Annotated in this window: 19 protein-coding genes; 2 read left to right on the top strand and 17 right to left on the bottom strand. The window is 34.6% G+C overall.

Features of this window, described 5'->3' with window-relative positions; genetic code table 11:
* Positions 1 to 23: 23 nt before the first annotated feature.
* A complete protein-coding gene (locus EPU_RS12640; RefSeq protein ID WP_010167110.1) occupies positions 24 to 833 on the bottom strand; it encodes a glycoside hydrolase family protein in 810 nt (269 codons plus the stop codon).
* A gap of 197 nt (positions 834 to 1,030) precedes the next feature.
* Here EPU_RS12640 and EPU_RS04310 point away from each other — a divergent pair, with 197 nt between their 5' ends.
* Complete coding sequence (locus tag EPU_RS04310; protein ID WP_010167108.1) at positions 1,031 to 2,812, top strand: DUF4422 domain-containing protein; 1,782 nt, start codon at positions 1,031 to 1,033, stop codon at positions 2,810 to 2,812.
* Between the two features lie 102 nt (positions 2,813 to 2,914).
* Here EPU_RS04310 and EPU_RS04305 read toward each other — a convergent pair whose 3' ends face one another.
* The 14 genes from EPU_RS04305 to EPU_RS04240 form a co-directional block, all read right to left on the bottom strand.
* Positions 2,915 to 4,036 (bottom strand): FkbM family methyltransferase, encoded by a 1,122-nt coding sequence (locus EPU_RS04305; protein WP_010167105.1) that lies wholly within the window; start codon positions 4,034 to 4,036, stop codon positions 2,915 to 2,917.
* A 75-nt stretch (positions 4,037 to 4,111) separates the two neighbouring features.
* A complete protein-coding gene (locus tag EPU_RS04300) occupies positions 4,112 to 5,230 on the bottom strand; it encodes an FkbM family methyltransferase (protein ID WP_010167103.1) in 1,119 nt (372 codons plus the stop codon).
* A gap of 15 nt (positions 5,231 to 5,245) precedes the next feature.
* On the bottom strand, positions 5,246 to 7,063 hold the full coding sequence (gene cysC, locus EPU_RS11510; protein ID WP_010167101.1) for an adenylyl-sulfate kinase: 1,818 nt from the start codon (positions 7,061 to 7,063) through the stop codon (positions 5,246 to 5,248).
* Positions 7,064 to 7,954: a sulfate adenylyltransferase subunit CysD gene (cysD, locus tag EPU_RS04290; protein WP_044149510.1), complete on the bottom strand. Its 891-nt coding sequence runs from the start codon at positions 7,952 to 7,954 to the stop codon at positions 7,064 to 7,066.
* 12 nt (positions 7,955 to 7,966) lie between these two features.
* Positions 7,967 to 9,175, bottom strand: coding sequence for a putative capsular polysaccharide synthesis family protein (locus tag EPU_RS04285; RefSeq protein ID WP_010167097.1), 1,209 nt, complete (start codon positions 9,173 to 9,175; stop codon positions 7,967 to 7,969).
* Between the two features lie 114 nt (positions 9,176 to 9,289).
* On the bottom strand, positions 9,290 to 11,251 hold the full coding sequence (locus EPU_RS04280; protein WP_029488002.1) for an N-acetylmuramoyl-L-alanine amidase: 1,962 nt from the start codon (positions 11,249 to 11,251) through the stop codon (positions 9,290 to 9,292).
* A 154-nt stretch (positions 11,252 to 11,405) separates the two neighbouring features.
* Positions 11,406 to 12,194: a sulfite exporter TauE/SafE family protein gene (locus EPU_RS04275; protein ID WP_010167093.1), complete on the bottom strand. Its 789-nt coding sequence runs from the start codon at positions 12,192 to 12,194 to the stop codon at positions 11,406 to 11,408.
* 138 nt (positions 12,195 to 12,332) lie between these two features.
* The gene (locus tag EPU_RS12635; protein WP_010167092.1) at positions 12,333 to 14,339 is read right to left on the bottom strand and encodes a nucleotidyl transferase family protein; all 2,007 of its coding nucleotides are present in this window, start codon (positions 14,337 to 14,339) and stop codon (positions 12,333 to 12,335) included.
* A gap of 128 nt (positions 14,340 to 14,467) precedes the next feature.
* A complete protein-coding gene (gene spo0A / locus EPU_RS04265; RefSeq protein ID WP_010167090.1) occupies positions 14,468 to 15,283 on the bottom strand; it encodes a sporulation transcription factor Spo0A in 816 nt (271 codons plus the stop codon).
* Positions 15,284 to 15,426: 143 nt separating this feature from the next.
* Complete coding sequence (gene ilvA / locus EPU_RS04260; RefSeq protein WP_029487999.1) at positions 15,427 to 16,635, bottom strand: threonine ammonia-lyase; 1,209 nt, start codon at positions 16,633 to 16,635, stop codon at positions 15,427 to 15,429.
* 58 nt (positions 16,636 to 16,693) lie between these two features.
* Complete coding sequence (rbr, locus tag EPU_RS04255; protein WP_010167086.1) at positions 16,694 to 17,233, bottom strand: rubrerythrin; 540 nt, start codon at positions 17,231 to 17,233, stop codon at positions 16,694 to 16,696.
* A gap of 78 nt (positions 17,234 to 17,311) precedes the next feature.
* The gene (locus tag EPU_RS11500) at positions 17,312 to 18,949 is read right to left on the bottom strand and encodes a hypothetical protein (RefSeq protein WP_010167084.1); all 1,638 of its coding nucleotides are present in this window, start codon (positions 18,947 to 18,949) and stop codon (positions 17,312 to 17,314) included.
* A 43-nt stretch (positions 18,950 to 18,992) separates the two neighbouring features.
* A complete protein-coding gene (locus tag EPU_RS04245) occupies positions 18,993 to 19,868 on the bottom strand; it encodes a hypothetical protein (protein ID WP_010167083.1) in 876 nt (291 codons plus the stop codon).
* 113 nt (positions 19,869 to 19,981) lie between these two features.
* Positions 19,982 to 20,968 carry a hypothetical protein gene (locus EPU_RS04240; protein WP_029487997.1) on the bottom strand — a complete coding sequence of 329 codons (987 nt, stop codon included), beginning with the start codon at positions 20,966 to 20,968 and terminating at the stop codon, positions 19,982 to 19,984.
* Between the two features lie 229 nt (positions 20,969 to 21,197).
* On the opposite strand from EPU_RS04240, the gene EPU_RS04235 reads away from it, so the two are divergent.
* Positions 21,198 to 22,931, top strand: coding sequence for an ATP-dependent metallopeptidase FtsH/Yme1/Tma family protein (locus EPU_RS04235; protein ID WP_029487996.1), 1,734 nt, complete (start codon positions 21,198 to 21,200; stop codon positions 22,929 to 22,931).
* A 48-nt stretch (positions 22,932 to 22,979) separates the two neighbouring features.
* Here the strand turns inward: EPU_RS04235 and EPU_RS11495 are convergent, their stop codons facing one another.
* A complete protein-coding gene (locus tag EPU_RS11495) occupies positions 22,980 to 23,399 on the bottom strand; it encodes a class II aldolase/adducin family protein (protein ID WP_010167075.1) in 420 nt (139 codons plus the stop codon).
* A gap of 30 nt (positions 23,400 to 23,429) precedes the next feature.
* On the bottom strand, positions 23,430 to 24,216 hold a 787-nt coding region (locus EPU_RS12630), incomplete at its 5' end, for a restriction endonuclease (protein WP_010167073.1).

Below are 24,216 nucleotides of genomic sequence, written 5' to 3'. Positions count from 1 at the left end.
CCAAAGCATTTGCGAGAGTAGATTTACCTGGTAGCTATCTTAATATAATTTGCTCGTGGTTGATCACTTCGATATATATCACAGAAATCGATGCGGTTGAATGTGACCATAACTCCGTCGATAGTATTGTGTGTAGCAACTTCCCAATCGTCTTCAGTATTATTTCGAGACAGGCGGATGTCGATCCATTCTGGTAATGTACTCAGTGTCACACGGGGCATAGTAGTTGTAGTTGCTGTTACCTGATAAAATCCAGAATATTCCTCGTTTGCCAGAGCACCTGCTATTATAATCGCATCTTCTGCCGGAGCGCCGGCTTCAATCAACGGATGCTCATCAGAGACGCGAGTCCAAGGACCGTTTACACTTTTAGAAATAGCCATACCAACGCGTTTGCTTCTAATGAGTTTTTTGAAAAAGGCATCTTGAACTTCTTGAGGTTGGTCTAAAAATTCATCACGACTGATGCCTAAATCCGAACCATCCGTACCGAGATAAACTAATACGTACTGACCTCCGACTTTGTAAACACTCGGATTGTGGATAGACCAGCTGTCCCAATGATTTCCACCGCGGCCTTCCAAAACAATATCAACAAATTCACACGGACTCTCAGGAGAGTCGCTGACAGCATGAGCAATTTCACAAGATACAACCCAGCCAACAGGTTTAGCATATTTGTGGACCCATCTGCTATAAAATACATGAACACGACCATCTTCGCCATAAATTGGAGCACAGCCCCAAACTCTATAAAGAGGTGTTTCGAGAATTCTAGTTATTCCTGTTAAGCTTTTGCAGAAATCGCTTTCTACATGCTCAGGTTGCTTCATTACATGACATGTTCTGGTTTTTTCATGACATTTACTCCTTAAAAGAAAAATTATAAGTATAGTTTTAACCAATTTTTTGCCATTTATACAAAAAAAATAATTTATTGTAAATAAGCGATCGCTATTAATGTGTATAATTATTATGATATTAACCATAATAAGTAATATGAATTTAATTAGAGAAAGGAATTTGCTGAATGTTAGATATTAAAATATTTGTAGCGCATACGCAAGAGAATAGTATTACGGTGGAAAACCCACTATATCAAAATATTATAACGCAGTCGACAGGTGAGACGAAATTTATTAGAGACAGCGAAGGGAACAACATTTCGAACAAGTACGATAAATACCAGTATTTAACAGTGCAATACTGGGCATGGAAGAACGCAGAAGCAGACTATTACGGACTAGGAATGGAAAACAAGTACCTAAGTTTTTCGAAGAGTAATATTCGTAATAACGCCAAAACTGATTTTGTATATCCGGCTCTATACTTCGATGAACATCCGACAATAGACCCACCGATTAAATTTGAGTATCTCAATAAACAAGTGATTGAGAAGTTAAATTTATTTGAGCAACCGATGCGAGAACTGATAGAGCAGCACGACATGATAATCACCTCGCCAGTGGAGTGGGATATAGCGGTGATGGATCAGTTTGAAATTCCTTCTATCTTCGATAACAAGCTAGAGGCAGTGTTGAATATTATCAAGGTAACGAGTCCAGAAATGGCATTAATAGCGGAGGAGTATTTGAAAGGGCGCATATACTATCCGGGATCTTTATATATTATGAAGAAAGAGCTATTTCATGAGTATTGCAACTGGAGTTTTAAAATATTAGAGGAGTTAGAGAATCAGACAGACTTTAGCAATTATTCTGTAGAAGGGTTAAAAATGCTATATTATGTAAGTGAACGATTGCTAGGAATATACTATAGTTATATAAAGCAACAAGGCAAATATAGATTAGCCGAGCTCGACTGGTGTGAGGTGGAGCATGTAGCTGTAGAAGAAGAGGTGATGCCGGCATTTGCAGATACATCAGACTGTATAGTATTAACAACAGATGATAGGTTCATCATCGGTGCTGCGGCAACTTTGATATCACTGGTCAAAACTTCCAATGTAAATAATAACTATGACATCATCATCTTTCATAAGGATTTATCGGAGAAGTCCAAAACCTTGTTGCGTAATGTCGTTGTGCAGCGCATTAACTTTAGTCTTAGATTCTACGATGTTGGTTATGAAATGAGTACTTATAATGTTTATAAGCCCGGTAATTATTGGCAACCATGCGTATACTTTAAATTATTAATTCCTTCTATAATGCATAATTATAAAAAAAGTTTACATTTAGATTGTGATTTAATCATATTAGAAGATATAGCTAATCTGTTGAGTATTGATTTAAAAGGAAACGCTGTAGCTGGATGTGTAGATAAGGGAACTATAACAACTTCTATACGCAGAACATGGGCTAATAAGTATTACCATGAAAAATTGCGTATAACTAATATTGTAGAATATTTCAATTGTGGAGTTACTGTATTTAATATAAATGAGGTTCATAAAATAACTTCTTCGGTAGAACTTTTACACGAAGCAGAAAAAAAATATCTAACTGTAGAACAAGATATATTATCCAAATCATTTATGAACCATATTTATATATTACCACAGAGTTGGAATCTAACCATAGATTTTCTAGGTACAGTAATGAATTTATATAAACAATATCTTCCTTCAAATATCTATCAAGAATATTTAGATGCAAGGCAAAAACCTAAAATAATTCATTATGTAAGTGCTTTAAAACCTTGGGATAACCCAAATTTGGAATATGCAAGTTATTGGTGGGATACCATACGTGGAACAGAAATATATGAAATGGCTATAAATTCACAAATACAAAAAAGTTGTTCTGAAAATATAAAAAAAACCACTAAAAAGTTTATGGATACATTATAATTACGAAAGTAATAAATTGCTCCTGCTGATAACAATAGCAGGAGTTGTTTTATAATGTTTAAATTTCCATATATTAGTAGTTTTAATACTTGTTTTGATTTTTTATTTTTGAATGGCATATAATACAGTTTCATATTGGTTACCGCTGCCCCCACCATAATGTCTCAAATACATAGTATATTTTGGATTGATATTCTTAAGCCAATTGGTGATAATGATTACATCTTCCAGTTTATGATAAACACAAATTGCTAATTTGGGAGCATATTGTCTAATTAATTGTTCTCCACCTTTTAGCGCTTCTAATTCTGCTCCTTCAATATCCATTTTTATAAATGTAGGAATTTCACGGATATTCGTTTTATCGTGAATAAAATAATTATCTAAAGTATCAACATGAATTATAATATTTCCTTCCATATCAATTTTAGAACATTTCATTTCCGAAGTATTATTAAATCTAAGAGTTTCTTTTTTATCCCATAATCCTACGTCATAAATTTCATAATTATTAATAGAGGATATCTCCAAAAATTGTTTGGATAATCTAGCTAGTTCAGGATCAGCTTCAAATAAATATATCTGTTTATAAATTCGATTACATTTTTCAGCAAACTCAATGGAAGTGCCTCCGTTATATACACCTACATCCACAAAAACTTCATTTTTACTCAAAGAAATAATATCTGTGTCAAAATAATGTCCTTCAAATAATATTTTAAGAATATCAATTATATTAGTTGGATCTATACCGCTAGATAGTAAAAATCCAAATATTTCAGAAAAATAAGTGTGAGATGCAATTATAATAGGTGTATCAGAATAAGTTGACAATAATTCTGCTTTAGATATTACCTTTATTCCATCTTCTGTTTTTACATTGTCGATATCACTAGGATTACTTACGCAAAATATAACCTTTTTAATATCTTTTATTGCTTCAAATATCGAGTGTCCTAATACACCTGCTCCATAAATTATAACTGTTGTATTGCTAAATTTTTCCACTTCTTTTCTTAGTGTTATTTTTTCTTCTGGATTTACAGCATCTGCTGCAGGACCTACATTTAATTTTCCTAATTCCTCAATACTTGCAGGTGTTTGTTTATATGCATACTGTATTCTTTTGTCAAAGATCTCACGTGACAAGTCATCCGCTAAGCTTTCATAAGCCGTTTTTATTTCATTAAAAGTTATCTTAGTTGTTCCAGTTTCGTCTATCATAATATTTACTCCTTATTAATAATTTAAATAGTTTAATTTCCATATATTAGTAGTTTTAATACTTGTTTTGATTTTTTATTTTTGAATGGCATATAATACAGTTTCATATGCTGAGTTCGTACCACTACCATGATGTCTCAAATACATAGTATATTTTGGGTTGATATTCTTAAGCCAATTGGTGATAATGATCACATCTTCCAGTTTATGATAAACACAAATTGCTAATTTGGGAGTATATTGTTTAATTAATTGCGCTCCACCTTTTAACGCTTCTAATTCTGCTCCTTCAATATCCATTTTTATGAATGTAGGAATTTCACGGATATTCGTTTTATCGTGAATAAAATAATTATCTAAAGTATCAACATGAATTATAATATTTCCTTCTGTAGTAATACAATGAATACTATTTTGAGTACTTTCAAATTTAAGTGTATCTTTTTTATCCCATAATCCTACGTCATAAATTTCATAATTATTAATAGAGGATATCTCCAAAACTTGTTTGGATAATCTAGCTAGTTCAGGATCAGCTTCAAATAAATATATCTGTTTATAAATTCGATTACATTTTTCAGCAAACTCAATGGAAGTGCCTCCGTTATATACACCTACATCCACAAAAACTTCATTTTTACTCAAAGAAATAATATCTGTGTCAAAATAATGATTTTCAAACATAAACTTTAAAATATTTATTATATTTTCTGGATGTATGCCAATAGATATTGAAGAATCTAATATTTCTGAAAAATAAGTTTGAGATGCAATTATAATAGGTGTATCAGAATAAGTTGGCAATAATTCTTCTTTAGATATTACCTTTATTCCATCTTCTGTTTTTACATTGTCGATATCACTAGGATTACTTACGCAAAATATAACCTTTTTAATATCTTTTATTGCTTCAAATATCGATTGTCCTAATCTACCTGCGCCATAAATTATAACTGTTGGATTGCTAAATTTTTCCACTTCTTTTCTTAGTGTTATTTTTTCTTCTGGATTTACAGCATCTACTGCAGGACTCACATTTAATTTTCCTAATTCCTCAATACTTGCAGGTGTTTGTTTATATGCATACTGTATTCTTTTGTCAAAGATCTCACGTGACAAGTCATCCGCTAAGCTTTCATAAGCCGTTTTTATTTCAGTAAAAGTTATCTTAGTTGTTTCAGTTTCGTCTATCATAATATTTACTCCTTATTAATAATTTAAATAGTTTAATATTTGATTTATAATTTCTTCCACACTGTTGTTTTGAGTGTCGGCAATAAAGTCGGGACTTGCTGGTACTTCATAAGGGCTAGATATTCCTGTAAATTTGCTAATTTCACCTTGTCTAGCTTTTTGATACAACCCTTTAGTATCTCGTTTTTCGCACTCTTCTAAAGAAGTATTAACGTAGATTTCAACAAAGTCTTTGCCTATAATGTTCTTAGCATTCTCTCGATCTTTTTCAAAAGGTGAAATTGCGGCAACTAATACAATGATACCTGCATCATTTAATAGCTTGCTCACTTCTGCAATTCGACGAATATTTTCTACTCTATCCTCCTCTGAAAATCCCAGGTTATTATTTAGCCCGATTCTAATGTTATCGCCATCTAATAGCATGGTATGTTTTCCAAAAACTGCTAACATTTTCTCCAAAGCATTTGCGAGAGTAGATTTACCTGATCCGGATAATCCGGTAAACCAAATCGTCTTAGGAGTTTGATTTTTTAATAATGAACGGGTCTCTTTTGTAACATCAAGGTTTTGCCATGTTAAATTATCAGAACGATATAATATGTGTTCAATGACTCCGCACGCTGCAGTCATGTTAGTAATTCTGTTGATTAAAATAAAACGTCCTAATTCAGGAGTCTGATTAAATTTATCTAATACCACTTTTTCGGATAATGAAACATCGCAATTTATTAAGTCATTCTTCTGTGCCTGTTCTTGTAAAATATGCTTTCCAGAATTCACATTAACGCAATAATGAATTTTTATTATAGTGGCCGGGATAACCTTGGTTCCCACTTTTAATAAATAATTTCTGCCTACAATTAATTCTTCATCGTCCATCCATAGCAAATTTGTTCTAAATAAACGTCCTATAGTCTGTTTTTTATTTTTTGTGATTACGCATCCTCGAGAGCAATCGACTTCACGATCCAATACCAAAGTTACAGCTTGTTGCGTATCAACTGCTACAACATCCTTATCCATTAATAAGATTTGCTTAATATCTGCTGTCTCTCCACTTGGAAATATATAAACCGCATCATTTAAAGCTAGTTTACCTTGCATAACCTGCCCTTGAAACCCTCTAAACGTATGATCAGGACGACTCACTCGTTGCACTGTCATCAAAAATGGTTTTTCTGTGGCAGTAACTGCAACATCTACTGTCTCTAAGTATTGCAATAACGGAATGCTTTCATACCACAACATATTAATAGATAACCTTGTGATATTATCTCCTTTAGACGCAGCGATAGGAATGGTAAATAAGCTTTGATAATTAAATGATTCCATGAGCGTATATATATCATGTCTTATATTTTCGAATACAGATTTTTTATAATTGACTAGATCCATTTTATTAATTGCAAAGACAAAATTGCGGATACCCATTAGGTTACAAATTCTAGTATGGCGTTTTGTCTGTCGCAAAATACCCTTTGTAGCATCAACTAATATAATTGCCAAATCACAAAATGATGCTCCCACTGCCATATTTCTAGTATATTCTTCATGTCCGGGAGTATCTGCAACAATAAAACTTCGTCTATCAGTGCTAAAATATCGATATGCTACATCGATCGTAATGCCTTGCTCTCTTTCTGCCGTAAGTCCATCTAAGAGTAGGGCATAATCAATCTCATCACCCGCGCTACCCTGTTTACTGTCCTCTACTAATGCCGCTTCTTGCTCCTTAAATATCAGTTTAGCGTCGCAGAGCATTCGTCCAATTAGAGTTGATTTCCCGTCATCCACACTACCACAAGTAATAAATTTTAATAATGTATTCATTTAGAAATACCCCTCCTTTTTACGACGTTCCATGCTTCCACGAGCCTCATGATCAATAATTCGACTAACTCGTTCTGAAGATGTAGTGTTTAACGTTTCGTTGATCACGCTGTCCAATGTATCGGCCGCGGATAAAGTAGCACCTGTTAGAGGGTAACATCCAAGGGTTCTAAATCGCACTGATTTTTGCTCTACTGTTTCTCCGGGTTTCAACTTCATTCTATCATCATCAATCATAATCAAATTGTTATCGCGTGCAACAACAGGACGTTCCTTTGCAAAATATAATGGAACGATTTCTATATTCTCTTGCTTAATATATTGCCACACATCTTTTTCAGTCCAATTAGATATCGGAAATACACGAATGCTTTCACCTTTATTTATTTGAGTATTATACAAATCCCATAGTTCGGGGCGTTGATTTTTGGGATCCCAGGTGTGCGTACTATTTCTAAACGAAAAGATGCGTTCTTTGGCACGAGAGGCTTCTTCATCACGCCTAGCTCCACCAAACGCTACATTAAAACCATATTTATCCAGAGCCTTTTTTAGAGCTTCGGTTTTCATAATATCCGTGTAAATGCTTCCATAATCAAAAGGATTAATATCTTTTTTAACSCCTTCTTCGTTTGTGTAAACAAGCATTTCTATTCCAGCTTGCTTGGCTATGCGATCTCTAAATTCTATCATTTCGCGAAATTTCCACGTTGTATCTATATGCAATAATGGAAATGGAAGTTTTTCGGGATAAAAAGCCTTTAATGCTAAATGCAATAAACACGAACTGTCTTTACCAATCGAATATAGCATAACGGGTTTTTCGCATTCAGCCACTACTTCTCGAAAAATATAAATTGCCTCTGCTTCTAATCTATCTAAGTGTGACATGTTCACTCACCTCTACCGTATATGACTTCTCCACYTATTTTTAAATTTTTCAATATCTGCATCAGAGTAACAATGCTTAACATATGGTTCGTTAAAACACGCATCAAAATATTCTTGCGATATAACCAATTCTTTTTGAGCTTGCTTATATGAATCGGCTATCCATTTGTCTGCAGCCATATTACCATTCTCTAATTTATCAAAGGGTATTCCTACCCAAGATGATAATTCAGGAATAAGATTGTTGAGCTTTTCTAACTGATATACAAATACTTCAATATTTCCTTCTCTAATGATAGTATATCCTTTTTCCTTATCGAATGGGTATCTCATAATATCAATTACATTTTCGCAAAATTGAGAAATATTTTGTTGAATAAGATATGGATCCACGATATCAAGATCATTCTTTTTCATATCTGGATAGCTATATCGCATCAAGCAATTATCAAATATTTTTTGAACATCTATTTTTTCTGCCAAAGATACTTGGAATAGTCGAATAGATAAACCATTCACTCGTGAGTCGCCCATATGACTTATAAGGTGGTAAATTAACGATAAATTTTGTCCAATAGGTTCTCTTAGTCCAAAGGTTAATTTTAATTTATTATTTCTTTTTAAATTAACTTTTTTATTAAATATATATGAACTATGTGGAAACAAATAACAGTCAATATCATTTTTGTTAAAAGTATATTTTAAAGTAAAATCTCCGGTTTTAGGAGGCATACAAAGAATAATTGGTTCATTGTGGTCATATATGGATAAAAAATGATTTAAACTGAGAGTCAAAGAATCAAGATATAGAGTAATGTCATTAATAAACTTATCCATCCAATCTGTATCTTTTGGAAAAGTTGACTCCACTTTCAAGAAAACTAAAACATTTTCAGCTTCATCATATGAAACCCAATTCTTAATATTCAATTTTTTAAGTAATTCAGCTGCTGCAGCATTATATGCATCTGGCAGAGCGATTTGAATCATGGTATTTTCTTCTGCTACAAGCGCTTCAAATTGAGCCTGATCGACTACCTTATCAGCATCTACCAATTTGCTCGCTTCTTGATTAGCATAATTGTAAAATGCGGTCACTTCGATGTTAAATGCTTTGAAAAGTTTTATTAGCTTGGCAGCTTCTTTGCCTACGCCGAGCATTACAATTTTATTTTCTCTATAGATCTGTAAATTGTTATCTGTTTTAAAAACGGGTATCACTCAATCATCTCCTGTCATATATTTTTTGTTAAAATATATTTTTATATTTCCACAAACAGCTATATTTTATACTTTAAACGCACATGCAAATATTATACATGTGCGTTGTATACTCTATTTAAAAAATTCTATTATGGTTTCTGCGACAGCTTTAGAGTAACTAGTTGTAAACTCACTTTGGCCCAACTTCTTAGCATCGTCGATGTTGGATAAAAAGCCTCCTTCTATTAATAATGATGGCATCTGGCTGGTTTTTAGCACTATCAATTTAGATGATGGTTTAGCACCTCGATTGAACATTCCAGTATATTCCACAATTTTCTCAATCATTGCTTCTGCCATAAGTTTGGATGTTGTATCATCTTCGCTCGGAAAATAGAATACTTCGCTGCCATTTGGGATGTCGCTGGTATGAGAATTATTATGCACACTCACAAATAAATGCGCACCTATTTCGTTTGCTAAATCAGTTCGATAAGTTAATGCTAGTGTCTCATCTAATTCTCTAGTCATATAGATCTTAATATCCGAATTTGTTTCGATAAAATCCTTAATGGCAAATGCATGCTCAGTATTCAGCTCCTTTTCTATCAAGCCATTGCCTAAAGTTCCAGGATCATTTCCACCATGACCTATATCTAAAACTAGTATTTTAGCATATTTTTCTTCTGGGCGAACAATTTCTAAATTCAATCCACTTGCTGTTTCTGTATGGTTGTATGCACATATCTGATTGCTTTTTATAATCAACTGAGTTGTTTCATCATTCAATATTTCTATCTCTCTAATATTATCGCTGTTTACTTGCAATTTTGTAGATGCATATGCAGCAGAATAGTCCGCTCCCAAATCTATAATAATCTCTCGTTCTTTATAGTTATCTATGATTTCTATAATGGATTTATTATACTGAGTTAATAGCAACATATTTGATTCTTTGTCAATAATCAGCGGTTTGGTAGATTTATTTATGCCTGCTTTTGAAATTAACTCTATATCTATTAAAGGTTTTTGTACAATCATTTTCTGAGATAATTCTATTTCTTCTGTTGTAATTGTATTATCGTCCTTCGTTGCATTATCATCGGTTGACGCATTATCATCGGTTGACGCATTATCATCGGTTGACGMATTATCATCGGTTGAYGMATTATCAKCGGTTGATGTATTATCGCCAGCTATTGTATTCTCGTTCACCGTTGCATTTGGTGCTTCTACTGTTGGTGCTTCTAAAGGTATTTCTCCAAAAAATGCCTCGCCTATTTCTTCTTGAACTTTTTGGAAYCTAATAAATAATGCTCCTTCAGTTTCTTCAAATTGATAATTAAAATTGGTCTTCTTCAAATCAACCTCTATTTCRAGTCCACCCATAGCATTATCTACCTTGATTGYATTTATATAATCTCCTTTAAAGTTTGCCCATCGTTGCTTTGTATCTAAATAATTATGYGGAACTTTGATCCTTAACTTTTCGGCTTCGTCATATATATTCAAATTTACTTCTGTACTTTTAATTCCATTTAATACCAAATAGTCTCCTGCTGAATCTGTGCCTGCAACAATTGCATCAATGGGTTTGCCATAAAATTGTACTATTATTTCATCTCGATTATCGCTTATAATTGTTTCTACATGCGCTTCTCTTTTTAGTGTAAATGCTATAGTTGTAACTCCATCATTATCGGAGCTTTCTATCAATTCTATCGTATCATTTTTAAATGGCATTATAGTTTGAGCYAGCAGTCTTGTGCTATTTTTAATTTCTAATATCAATCTATTATCTTCGCTGCGTGTTGTAACATCGCTAACTTCTCCGTCTATCAATACGCTTACCAAATCTCCGTTATTTTGTTCTAGCATTTCGATTGCTCTCACTATGGCTCTATCACTTTTATTAGGTTCTATATTATTCTTTATTGTTATATCAGATCCTATATAAAACTCTTTGGCTCCATGTAAATTTTGCAAAAACTCTCCTAATGTATTATAATTACCCGAATCATTATATGTAATATTCATACCATTAGTTGTGATAGGCAATAAACTAAATATAGCTAACACCAAATATTTTTTCAAAAGTATCTCCTCCTTGTAGTTCTTTATCTAATTGTATATGGCTATTATGATCCTTTCTGTGAATTTTATAACACTAAAAAATAGAAATAGCATAATTGTGATTTATTGGAAATTTACCAACAAAAAAACTGCCCATCAAGTGAGCAGTCTCTTCTTAAATAGTTGCGACCCTTACTATATTAATAATATTAAGGCAGATGACAACTATCATTATTAAACTAAATAGCTTTTCTACTTGCTTACTTGTAAGTTTTTTGCTAAATTTATCTCCTAGAAAACCTCCTGCAATACCACCAAATATCATATACGGGGCAGTACTTAAATCATATGCTCCAAACCCTACTGTAAATAAAGTAGTTCCTAAAGTTGATATTTGTGAAAAGAATATGGTAAATATGGAATATATTGCTGCATCTTTGGCATTGCAAGAAAATAGAATTATTATTAATGCTACATTTACAGGTCCTCCACCTATACCCAAAAAAGCTGATATAGTACCCATAACTATTCCTGCTGTTAAACATATAAATATATTCGAAGTATTAAAAGTTTTGATTTTTTTCTTAAATATATTAAATAGTAAAATGCTAAACATCAATAATGCTAAAAGTACAGACTGAATAATCTTAGCATTTGTTTCGGGAATTAAATTATCAAATATATCAAATATGTATTTCCCAATAAACCCTCCGGCAATAGCACCAAATGAAAGGGATAATAATTTTTTGTATTCAAAAGTTGCTTTTGACATGAATTTTTTGGCTAGCGAAACAATTGCCATCGAAAATACTGTACACGATGAAAGTATCCCTATAGTTGCCATATCGTAATGACCAAAAAAATCAAGAACTGGCTTAATGATTACTCCGCCACCAAGCCCGGATATAGCACCTACTGTCGAAGCTGATAAACCAATAAGCAAATATAAAATTCCTATTTCCATGTATCTCTCTCCTTTTTTATTTCTAATTATAACAAATTGCCCCATGATTGTAAAGCTTATATATTGACATAGAGTATTTTTGTGTTTGATTTTTAATAATTTTGATATAAAAAAAAGCACTAGTTATTCTAGTGCCTTTTAACGCTTATGCTTTTTAATTAAAAATTCTAATGTAGGTTGAGGTACCAACTTTTCTAATAATTCATAAGCTTCCTCAAGAACGCATCTTCTAACTTTTGAGGCGCTAATCACTTCATCGTCTATTTCTTTTCTAGGAATCTCAATTACTTCGATATTATACTTAGGCAACATTTTTTTCATTTCTGCATTATAGTTGCTGGTCACGGCACAATAGGGTTCCTCGCCCACAAATCTTTTGGTGATATTCAATTCGGGTGCAATCTTGAGGCAAAAAATTCCGAGATCGACATCTGGACCAGAAATAACGTCACCTTTTATAACCGTCTCTTTGGAAAAATATGAAGGGAAAGTCCTTTGAGAAATAATAAAGTTTCCGCTTGGTATAATAATGACATTGTTTAAGTCCTTGCAATTTTCTTGAACTAATGCAAAACGTTCTTCAAACGTATAAACCGACTTATTTTCTTCCACAACAAATATATATAATAAGTCCACTTGGCTAGCAGCATACTCTATGACATACCTATGCCCGAATGTGAATGGATTGCAATTTACCACTATGCTACCTATATTTGCAAGGTCGTTGTATATGGCATTACTGGATTTGAGTATTCCTTTAACATATTGATCTAATTGAGCGTATACTTCATTTGTTAGCATAATTTTTAATTCATCGTCTATATGAGCTTGTTGCCATTGTTTAGTCGATTGATCAAATTTCTTTTTACTGTCGTTAACAAATATTTCATCAAACATAAGTTGTGCAATTCGGGTATGAGCTTTTGGGGTATAATGTGCACTATCTATAAAAATTTTATTATTCATTTCTATATCAGAAAACATAGAGCTTAAGTCAATATAATGAATTTCATGGATCAAGCATATAGATTTAACAATATTAGCTGCTTGACGAGTTAATTGATGGAAATATTGTGTAGTTTCAGAAGTTATCAACTGTTCTTTATTACTGACTTTAAAATATCTATACAAATCGAATTCGTTTTGAGTTAAATTTGGTTTATCAAATATTGTTTGCCAATATAAAAAATATAACTCAGCTCCATATTGATTACAATACAATTTTATTTCTTTCACAAGGTTCATTGAATGTAATAGATATTCATAGTCATATATAGATTGAAACTTATTTGTTCCGGGTAATATAACTATATCGCCCTTAATTAATTTTATATTTTTTAATGCAACAAATAGAGTCATTATATTAGTCCTAAAACTGTTGTGATTAGGCTGCGAATAATTATGGACTTTATAATCATAATCATGTGTATCTACTAATAATTGTAGTTGACTAGGTATAGTATATCTATCTTCAACGCCTACTCCTCTAATGCGAGAATATCCCAATACATATATATTATTAGTATACTTCCTTTTACTACAAATTGTTTTTCTCAATCCATTCTCGCTATTCCAATACTTTGTTTTAATCTCAGGGTACGTATATATTCCAAAAGTATTCATAGTATATTCTGGCTCAATATTTATTTCGCTTAAATATGCATATGGATTTTTGTTGAAGTCTTCTATATGGTTATATCCTTCGAAAATAAACGGATTAATGAGTACTCTTTTTGCTCTTCTAAATCCATATTTATCTACATTTAAATCATAATGTATCATAGAAAAAAGATTAAATACAATATTTTCATTATCAGCTAATTGTCGTATTAATTTATTTTCTATTTTAACCGATTCTTCTACATCTAAAGTCGCTATTAAAATATTAAATGTTGCATCATTAAATTTCAAAAGCATTTTCTTGAAACTGGCTAGTGTAATAACAGTTATATTATCTATTTTGCCAATTGAACTAGCTTTTTTATCTATAAAAAAATTTACCTTAGGTACAACTCCACATCGTTTTTGATCAAAACCCTTATATACTTGCTGCCCTACTTCACCTGCACCATAAATTACCACGATACTTTCTTTAAGGTATAATGGTAGCAAAAAATCATCTTCGCTAGTTAATATATTTATCATGGTTATACCTCCGTCTTAATTTTAGTTTTAGTGTTTCCTAAATTATATTCAAATATGTACTTTCTCTCAAATAGGAACCATCACACTGACACCATATCAGCATAATGGCTCCAATTTGACTTGAGCCATTATGAAACTTGCATTTGAAGTCTAAGCTTATCGGCAATAAGAGCAACAAATTCGGAATTGGTAGGTTTTCCCTTGCCATTATTTACAGTATATCCAAATAATTTTTCAAGTGTTTCCATCTTTCCTCTGCTCCACGCAACTTCTATGGCATGTCTGATTGCTCTTTCTACTCTACTAGGTGTTGTATTATACCTCTTAGCAATGGACGGATATAACTGCTTAGTAATTGAATTTAGAATATCCATATCATTTATGGCCATAATGATGGCATCTCGCAAGTATTGGTATCCCTTAATATGTGCCGGAATGCCTATCTCATGAATAATACTAGTTACTTCTGTTTCTAACGTAAATTTTGATATGCGTTCTTTTTCTTCTTTATTGTCTTCTTTAATAAGATTTTGATTTTGCGGCATATTATACATGTCTTGCATATTCATAAGTTGTTTTATTCGCAACACTAACGCATCTAAATCAAATGGCTTCACAATATAATATTCAGCCCCCAAAGCAAGTGCACGACCTGTGATCTTGTCCTGGCCAACGGCAGATAACATAATCACAATTGGTTTTTTAGATAATTTAGTTGCTTTCAATTTTTCTAAAACACTAATCCCATCTAGGTTTGGCATTATAACATCTAATATTAAAATGTCTGGAGCGAGCTTAATTACTGCGTCATAAGCTTCGTTTCCGTCATATGCCACTCCTACAATTTCAAGACCAGCTTGCTTGTTAATAAATTCTCGTAAAATGTCAATCATATCTTTGCTATCATCTGCTATTACAATTTGAATATTCTTATTTGTTTCCATTTTTAAAGTCCCCCTAAAAAATCATCTTATTTTTTACCTTATTATACTTTAAATTATTAAACTATGCAACTTATTTTTACATATTTTTTCGTAATTTGGGATTTTTTTCTACATCGACTCAAATTATTATGAAATTGTCCAAATTAATATTGAGGATTAATAAAATATCCCGCTTCCTCAAATGCCTCTTTAATCCTTTGGATATGGGCAAATCCGTTTGTTTCAACTGTAATTTCTAGCTGTACATTTTGATATTTATTTCTAGCCTTGGCTTGGTTATGTTCTAATCTAATTACATTAGCGCCAAGTTTTGTTAACAAAGTTGATACATTTAATAGTTGCCCAGGGATATTAGCAAGCTCGACCCCAAAGCAGAATATACGTCCTCTAGATACAAATCCACTATTAATTAATGCTGATAAATTAAGCATATCAATATTTCCGCCACTAATCAAACATACTATCTTTTTATCTTGAATATTTTTAATATCTTTTAACGCGGCTAAAGATGCGACACCAGATGTTTCTGCCACTAATTTATGTTTCTCTAATAATACTAAAAGTTTATCGACTATTACGTTATCTTTAACTCTAACCATCTCATCCACATAATTTGAAATTACTTCGAAAGTTAACTTGCCAGGGCTCTTTACCGCAATGCCCTCCGCGATAGTTGCAATAGAATCTAAAGCAATCAATCTGTGTTCTTGAAAACTTTTCACCATGGCAGATGCTCCATAAGCTTGTACACCTACTATTTTTATATTAGGATTTATGGCTTTAGCATAAACGCTTATGCCACTGATCAATCCTCCGCCACCAATTGGTACAACAATTATATCGCAATCTGGCAATTGATCCAATATTTCCAACCCAACAGTGCCTTGTCCTGCCATAATCTCTTCATCATCAAACGGGTGAATAAACGTGGCGCCCTCTTGCTGCGATAACTCACACGCTTTCTTATAAGCATCATCAAAAAATTTGCCATGCAATATAACCTTGCCTCCAAAATCCATCGTTGCCTGAACTTTCAGATATGGAGTTGTTTCGGGCATCACAATTGTCGCATTAATTTTTTCGAGAGTAGCTGCATATGCCACGCCTTGAGCATGGTTTCCAGCAGAAGCGCATACTACTCCTCGACCCTTTTGCTCTGCGGTCAACTTGCGAATTTTGTTTAGCGCACCTCGTAATTTATATGCGCCTGTAGTTTGCAAGTTTTCGCATTTGAGATATACTTTGTTGCCGTTTCCACACATTTCTGAAAAAACTGGACTATACAATATAGGAGTTTTGACCACTACATCCTTAATGGTTTCGTATGCGTCTTGTATTTGTTCTATATTCATTTTTTCACCTTCGCTATATAAAACGCCCAACCAGACTTGCTGATCAGGCGCTAGTATTTTAATAATTATATGCCTTAATTTCAAAAAACGCTTGTGGATGCGAACAGACTGGGCAAACTTTTGGTGCGCTAAGCCCCTCTAGAGTATGCCCACACACTGTACATATCCACTCAACTTTTTCGTTTTTCTTAAATACACTTTTGTTTTCTAAGTTTTCTAATAATTTTGCGTATCGTGTTTCGTGTTCTTTTTCTATTGCGCCAACAGACTGAAATAATTTTGCGATATCATTGAACCCTTCTTCTTTGGCAACTTCGGCAAAGCCCAAATACATGTCAGACCATTCAAATTTTTCGCCCTTTATAGCGTCTTTAAGGTTGGATTCTGTATCAGGCATGGCACCATCGTGTAGCAGTTTAAACCAAATTTTGGCATGTGCCTCTTCGTTATTAGCGGTTTCGGTAAATAGATCCGAAATCTGTTTATAACCATCTTTAGCGGCTTGCGATGCATAATAATGGTACTTACTTCTAGCTTGAGCTTCTCCTGCAAATGCTGTTTTGAGGTTTTCTTCTGTTTTACTTCCTTTTAGATTCATAGAATGCTCCTTTGACAAATAGTATTTAATATTAGTCTGTCCCTATTATACCAATTTATTCAAAAGAAACGATAATTTCTATCTATTAGAATCAATCATAAATATCGAAAGCTCATCGCTATAAATTACAATCTTTTCGCTAGAAGAATAATAAACAGATTTTACTTCGTCTAAATTTCCGTATTTATCTACCGCGTATGCAGTAACAGACAGTCTATCATGACCATACGGTAAAGAATAATCCAGGGTAATAGCAATTTCGCTATCAAACTCTGTAATCTCTTTACTATTGGTTTCTATAATAATTTCATAAGCTGTATTGCCTTTCAATGTATCTGCTTGTCTGCTATTTGCTTTTATAGCGTCTTCGTTTGCTATAGTTAAAACCACGTCTTTGTCGTCTGCGTCATGAATCAATCCATCGATAGCGTCAAAATCTAAGTTAAATGTACCTAAATTTGTCTCCATTTCAAATACTGAATCTATATCGCTTAACAAACTCACTAGTGCGTTTGAATTAAACTTAACGCTAACTTTATCAGAATTTTTATGGCTGTCTACATCTATAGATAGCTTGGGTATTGTGCCGCGTACATTGGATTCTTTCATGACATCTGCTGTTGCTGTGTTAATTACATTGTTTGGAATATGAGTAATAGCATAATCCTTATATACATTTTCGTTTTCGATGTCTATCGAAACAGTGGTAATGCGTCCCGATGTAGAAGGTCTTTGAATATCAAAATCATCTAAATGTGGATCATACGTCACTTCTGGAGTTGGAAATTCGCCCGGAAAATAGACCGGTCCCAGCCCTGGAGATAATGAAGGATTAGAAATATTCGGCCCTATATAACCTGGTGGAAGCTCTGGTGTCGGAAAAAATCCATCTGTTGTTACATTTTCGTGAGGTATCGGATAGTTGGGATTGGGTCCTATGTAGCCTGGTGGTGTATCTGGAGTTACTTCTGGCGTTGGGAATAACACAACTCCGGGTGCTACATCTTCGTGAGGTATCGGATAGTTGGGATTTGGCCCTATATAGCCTGGCGCTACTTCTGGAGTTACTTCTGGCGTTGGGAATAACACAACTCCGGGTGCTACATTTTCGTGAGGTATCGGATAGTTGGGGTTTGGCCCTATGTAGCCTGGTGCTACTTCTGGAGATACTTCTGGTGTTGGAAATCTACCTCCCGACACTTCGGAAGATCCTGGCAAAACTACAGTACTTGCATAGAAACTTGAAGTTGGTGGTGCATAATACGTTTCGTTCGTAAATAGCGTCGAAGATACCGAAAATTTTTCTGTACGATTCGCATAAATCATTTTTACATACACTGATTCCACAATAGTATCAGTTGGGTATTGTATAAACGCAACATCCAGTTCATCATCATAAGTTATTGGTCGGCTATCCTCGATTAAAATTTTCATTTCGTTGCCACTGACATTTGCAAATTTGAGTGTTGTAGATGGCAAAGATTGAAACTGCGTCTTTGCATCGTCCAAATCATCGGCAAATGTAATCGTAATTTCGGCACCATACAATTTTTCGGTATCCAACAATCGAATAAATAAACCATCATTATACGTATATATCTTTGCATTAGATTGCTCTATTCCGCTATACACAAGTGCTGCATATGCTGTTGTAGCAGGCGTTGTTGCCATGGTGATACTTGCTAATAATAGTGCTGCTGCCGTTTTTAATTTCATAGAAACTACCTCCTTGAAAGTTGAGTGCAGAAAATTTCGATTATTAATACGAAAAAATTTCTGGCATTGTATTGTTAGCATCTGGTTCTACATACACTGATGGTACATTCGGTCCTACTTCTGGTGTTGGGGAGTAATATTGGTTCGGACCTACTGTTGGTATAGTGTAATTTGGGTTTGGTCCCACTTCTGGTGTTGGAGAGTAATATTGGTTCGGACCTACTGTTGGTATAGTATAATTTGGGTTTGGTCCCACATACCCCGTATTTGGCCCCACTTCTGGCGTTGGGTAGTAATATTGGTTCGGACCTACTGTTGGTATAGTATAATTTGGGTTTGGTCCCACATATCCCACGYTCGGGCCTACTTCTGGTGTTGGATAATAATATTGATTCGGCCCTACATATGACACATTCGGCGCTACCTCTGGTGTAGGTAATACTGATCGTTCGGGAGCAGGTGGCATATGATAGATTTCATTTGTAAATACCGTAGAATATACCCAGAAGTTTTTTGTCTCGTGTGGATAAATCATTTTGACATGAATTGATTCTATAATAGTGTCTGTTGGGTATCTCACAAAAGCGACATCCAGTTCATCGGCATAAGTGATGGGATTACTATCCTCAATCAAAATTTTCATTTCATTGCCACTGACATTTGCAAAGCGTAGTGTTGTTGATGGCAAATACTGGAACTGCGTCGTCGCATCGTCCAAATCATCTGCAAATGTAATCGTAATTTCAGCGCCATACAATCTGTCAGTATCCAGCAATCTCAAAAATAAGCCGTCATTATACATATATACTTTAGCGTGCGCTATTTCGTTTTTCACACTGATCGTCTGTATTTCTGAAGCTGATGTTGGGACCATCATAATACCAGCTAATAATAATGTTGTAACTAATGTTAATTTCATCTTTTATACCTCCATAATAGTTGATTATTTATATAATTCGGTGTTTCATATAATTCTTAATGTAGATTACGCTGCATCAGCCGCAGCAGTTTCCGATGCGCTAGTCGCAGATTTTATTGATATGGTATATATCCTGGCGTGATCTCTGGTGTTGGCAACATTCCCCCAGGTCCTACATTCGGGTTTGGTCCAATATATCCTGGTCCTACTTCTGGTGTTGGCAACATGCCTCCAGGTCCTACGTTTGGATTTGGTCCGATATACCCAGTATTTGGCCCAAGTTCTGGCGTCGGAAAACTTGGATTTGGTAAGACTCCTCCCAATTCTGGTTTGAGTGTTGGTGTCGGAAAGCCTAGGTTTGGTGTCATTGTTCCGTATTCTGGTTTTACTGTTGGCATTGGACCGTTTGGATCTACGATTACATTTCCAAGTCCATAGTCTGGTGTTAGTGATGGCATTGGGCCGTTTGGATCTACGATTACGTTTCCGAGTCCATAGTCTGGTGTTAGTGATGGCATTGGGCCGTTTGGATCTACGATTACGTTTCCGAGTCCATTGTCTGGTGTTAGCGTTGGTGTTGGAAAACCGGCAATGGCCTGAGCTCCTCCAGCTCGTGCTGCCGATGTTGTGGCATCGAGTAGATAGTCGACTCCTGTGCTTGTTGCTGTATAATTGCTATACGTTTTTGCATAACCCGACTGAGTAGCTTCTACTTTGACAGATTGCACTGGATTCTGAGCATCAAACTCGATAAATGCAACATCGAGATAGTGGTTGAATGTAATAGCATTGCCATCGCTTATATTAATAGTTGCAGTTTTGCCGTTGATCGTCGCAGATGTATTTGTAGTTGCAGGCAACGCGAAAAATATTGTGTTGGCGTTTTGAATGTTGTTTGCAAAAGTTACGGTGACTTTTGCCGCGCTAAGYCCTCCGGTATTCAAYAGTCTTATGTAGAGACCATCATTATAGTTGTATARCTGAGTTTTTGTTTCTGTAGCTTGCGATTGCGTTGCGTAAGTTTCAACTGCAGATCCAAKKRCCACCACACTAGTCATCATACTTGCTACCAATAAAGTTACTGCTAATTTTAATTTCATAATTATATCCTCCTAATTGTTTCTAATATTATCTTATGTACATATGACGCATTTCATATTCTAAATGTTGCGTTTGTAAAAAAAATGTAAAGATTGCTTCCAATAAGATCCTAATGCAAAGGCGGTATACCTATGCTATAATATGCGTCGTTACAAAAAAATATAAAATATATTACACGAAATATTTTTTTATTACAATATACTGCTTGATAAACTAAAGGAGGGAAATATGTCTAGAATGAAGAAAAATCACAAAAAGGCTCTCTGCTTCGGTTTTATTATAATTTTAACGATAGCCACTATTGTTGCATTGAGCCAAACCCAAGTCGATAATTTAGTTTCATATCAAACTTTTATCAATGCAATCGAAAATGAAAACGTTACTGATGTTCAATTAAGCGACAGTGAGTATATAAAATTTAATATAAAAACTGAGGATCTAACATACAAAACTGAAAACCCTCGAACAACAGACTTTAAAGAAATGCTTCTATTAAATGGAATATCAGTCAAAGAATCAGCTCCGGCGACAATCGTTCAATATTTATTTAGTTCTGCCATTATATTAGGCGCGTCTATCACAATATTTCGTCATGCAAAAGCCGGTGGYGGAAARCAATCTGGATTTCGTACCACAAAAGTCGAGACTGCCAATCTCAAAATGGACTTTTCTAATATYGCAGGCAACGTTGAAGCAAAAGAACAGGTTCAAGATATCGTTGACTTTATCAAAGCTCCCCACAAATATGCAGATATGGGCGCAACGATGCCTAAAGGACTCATTTTCTATGGCCCCCCAGGAACTGGAAAAACAATGATGGCAAAGGCACTCGCAAAAGAAGCTAATGTACCCTTTTTTTCTGTGAGCGGATCTGATTTTATGCAAATGTATGTAGGCGTTGGTGCAAGTCGTATTAGAGAATTGTTTAGAGAAGCGAAGAAGAGCGAAAAGGCTGTTATCTTTATCGACGAAATAGACGCAATAGGGAAAAYGCGATCCAACACTCCGGGTGGCAGTGGCTCTGACGAAAAGGATCAAACTCTCAATGCACTGCTTACAGAAATGTCAGGATTTAATTCTGCGTCAGGAATMGTKGTCATTGCTGCGACAAATAGATTAGACATTTTGGATGAAGCGCTCCTAAGGCCAGGTCGTTTTGATAGACATATCCAAATAGGTTATCCAGATCAAGAGGCGCGAAAGCATATTTTATCGCTATACCTACAAAACAAGCCAATAGATGCGAGTGTAAACGTCGAAAAAATTAGTGAAGAAACTCTCTATTTCACAGGCGCTATGCTAGAGAATTTTGTAAACGAGGCAGCCATAATGGCGGTCAAAGAAAACGTAGCGGCCATCACGGCAACRCAYTTCGATAAAGCATTTTACACCGTCATTGCAGGTAGCGAAAAGAAAGATCGAAGTATGATCTCGTTCAAAGATAAGCAAATTACRGCATATCACGAGGCAGGACATGCCCTGGTCACCAAAATCGTGGCACCAGAGAATAAAGTAAGCCGCGTAACCATAATTCCTAGTACAAAAGGAGCGGGTGGTTTTAGCATGAACATTGCAAAAGAAAAAATGTACCAAACTAAGCAAGAGATCATTGCAAATATAAAAATTGCATTAGCCGGTCGTGTTGCAGAAGAAATTATCTTTGGGAGAGATTTTGTAACCACTGGGGCATCAAACGATATAGAAAAGGCTACCAAATATATAAAGGATTATATTACCAAATATGGAATGGACGAGACGTTTGGAATGGTCAATACGGATCTTTTCGGAGACAGTGTAAAAGACGAGGTATTGTTATTAACCAAAAATCTTATGAAAGAAATCTATAGCGAAACAGTTGCATTAATGATAGATAATCGTGGCGATCTCGAAAAACTGGCCAATGCGCTTATCAAAAAAGAGACCCTAAACCACGATGATATAGAGGCGCTTCTCGCCAGCTAAAAAAAGGCAAGCCGCCGTTTTAATTAGCAACCTTGCCTTTGTAGTCTACTATTTACATTCATTAAAATGAAGTTTATTTGTTATTTCATACGCTACTCTTGCGCTTTCTTCCAATTCTTCTAAAGCAAAAAAGGCATCCATCAAACTTTGGGCTCCCACAAGTGGGCCATGATTCGCCAATAAAAATCCGTCGCTTTTATCAATAGCAGATTTAAAATGTTCAAAGAGTTCTGCAGATCCTGGCGATGCATAAGGTATTAATCCGATTGTGCCCAATTTCATTTTTAAATACGGGGTATATTTTGGCATACAATCTACCGAGTTTTGATGCGATGCGCAAGACCATAAAGTACTATAAATACTATGAGTGTGAATCACTGCCTGAATTTTTTCTGACTTATTATAGTAGATTAGATGTAAAGGCAGTTCCTTGCTTGCGGCAATGCCGTCAAGGTGCGCACCATCCATATCGACAACCGCTTCAAATAACAAAATTAATTACATATATTGAGCCACCATGCTGCGTAACTCCTCGCGTGCTATCAACCGCACATTGCACTGAGCTCCCATCTTAATGGCAGCGCGGGTAAAATAAGAGGTGGTTATAACCATGGCATCTTGAGTCTTATAAAAAGCTCGCGCAGCTATAACCTCTTGAACAGCCTTATTGCCAGTCGACCCCGTATAATGTTTCACCTGAACAGCAATCTTCTTTTGACCCTTGATAGCTATTACATCGGCCCCAAAATCACCCCTTGATGGAGTGGCATAACTTTTGCTATACCCCATCTTGATAAATAAATCGCATATAAACTTTTCGAATTCAAATGGATCCATAGCATCTATCATTCTCATAGTATACTTTTTTTGATAGCGCGTAGACTCTCTGGCATTTTCGCCAAAGCATTCTTTTAGGATCACCCCGATTATGGCACCTATTATGGCGGCTATAACCAAATATTTTCCGTATTGAATATCAAAACGTTCGTATACAATGCATCCAGCGATGCATAATATGATGGATAGAATATCAGCAAGTCTAATTGCTATCCTGCTCATAGAATTTATAGGATAAAGTATATAGCTTTCGGATCCCACACCCAAAATTTCCATTATAACCACCGCCACAATGGACGCAACGATAGCCGATATGATCAAATACCTGTTATCATCAAAGCCCAAATCATATACTATCAACCCTACAGCAAATAACATTATTAGCGATACATTAATCGCTTTGGCTATTGCCTCTTTGTCATACATAACACATCTTCCTTTTCGTAGT

It is taken from the genome of Candidatus Epulonipiscium viviparus (genome assembly GCF_000171335.1).
In the GTDB taxonomy this organism is placed as follows: domain Bacteria; phylum Bacillota; class Clostridia; order Lachnospirales; family Cellulosilyticaceae; genus Epulonipiscioides; species Epulonipiscioides viviparus.
Note: the sequence above shows the minus strand (reverse complement) of the source record. Positions and strands in the feature narration are given on the sequence as shown.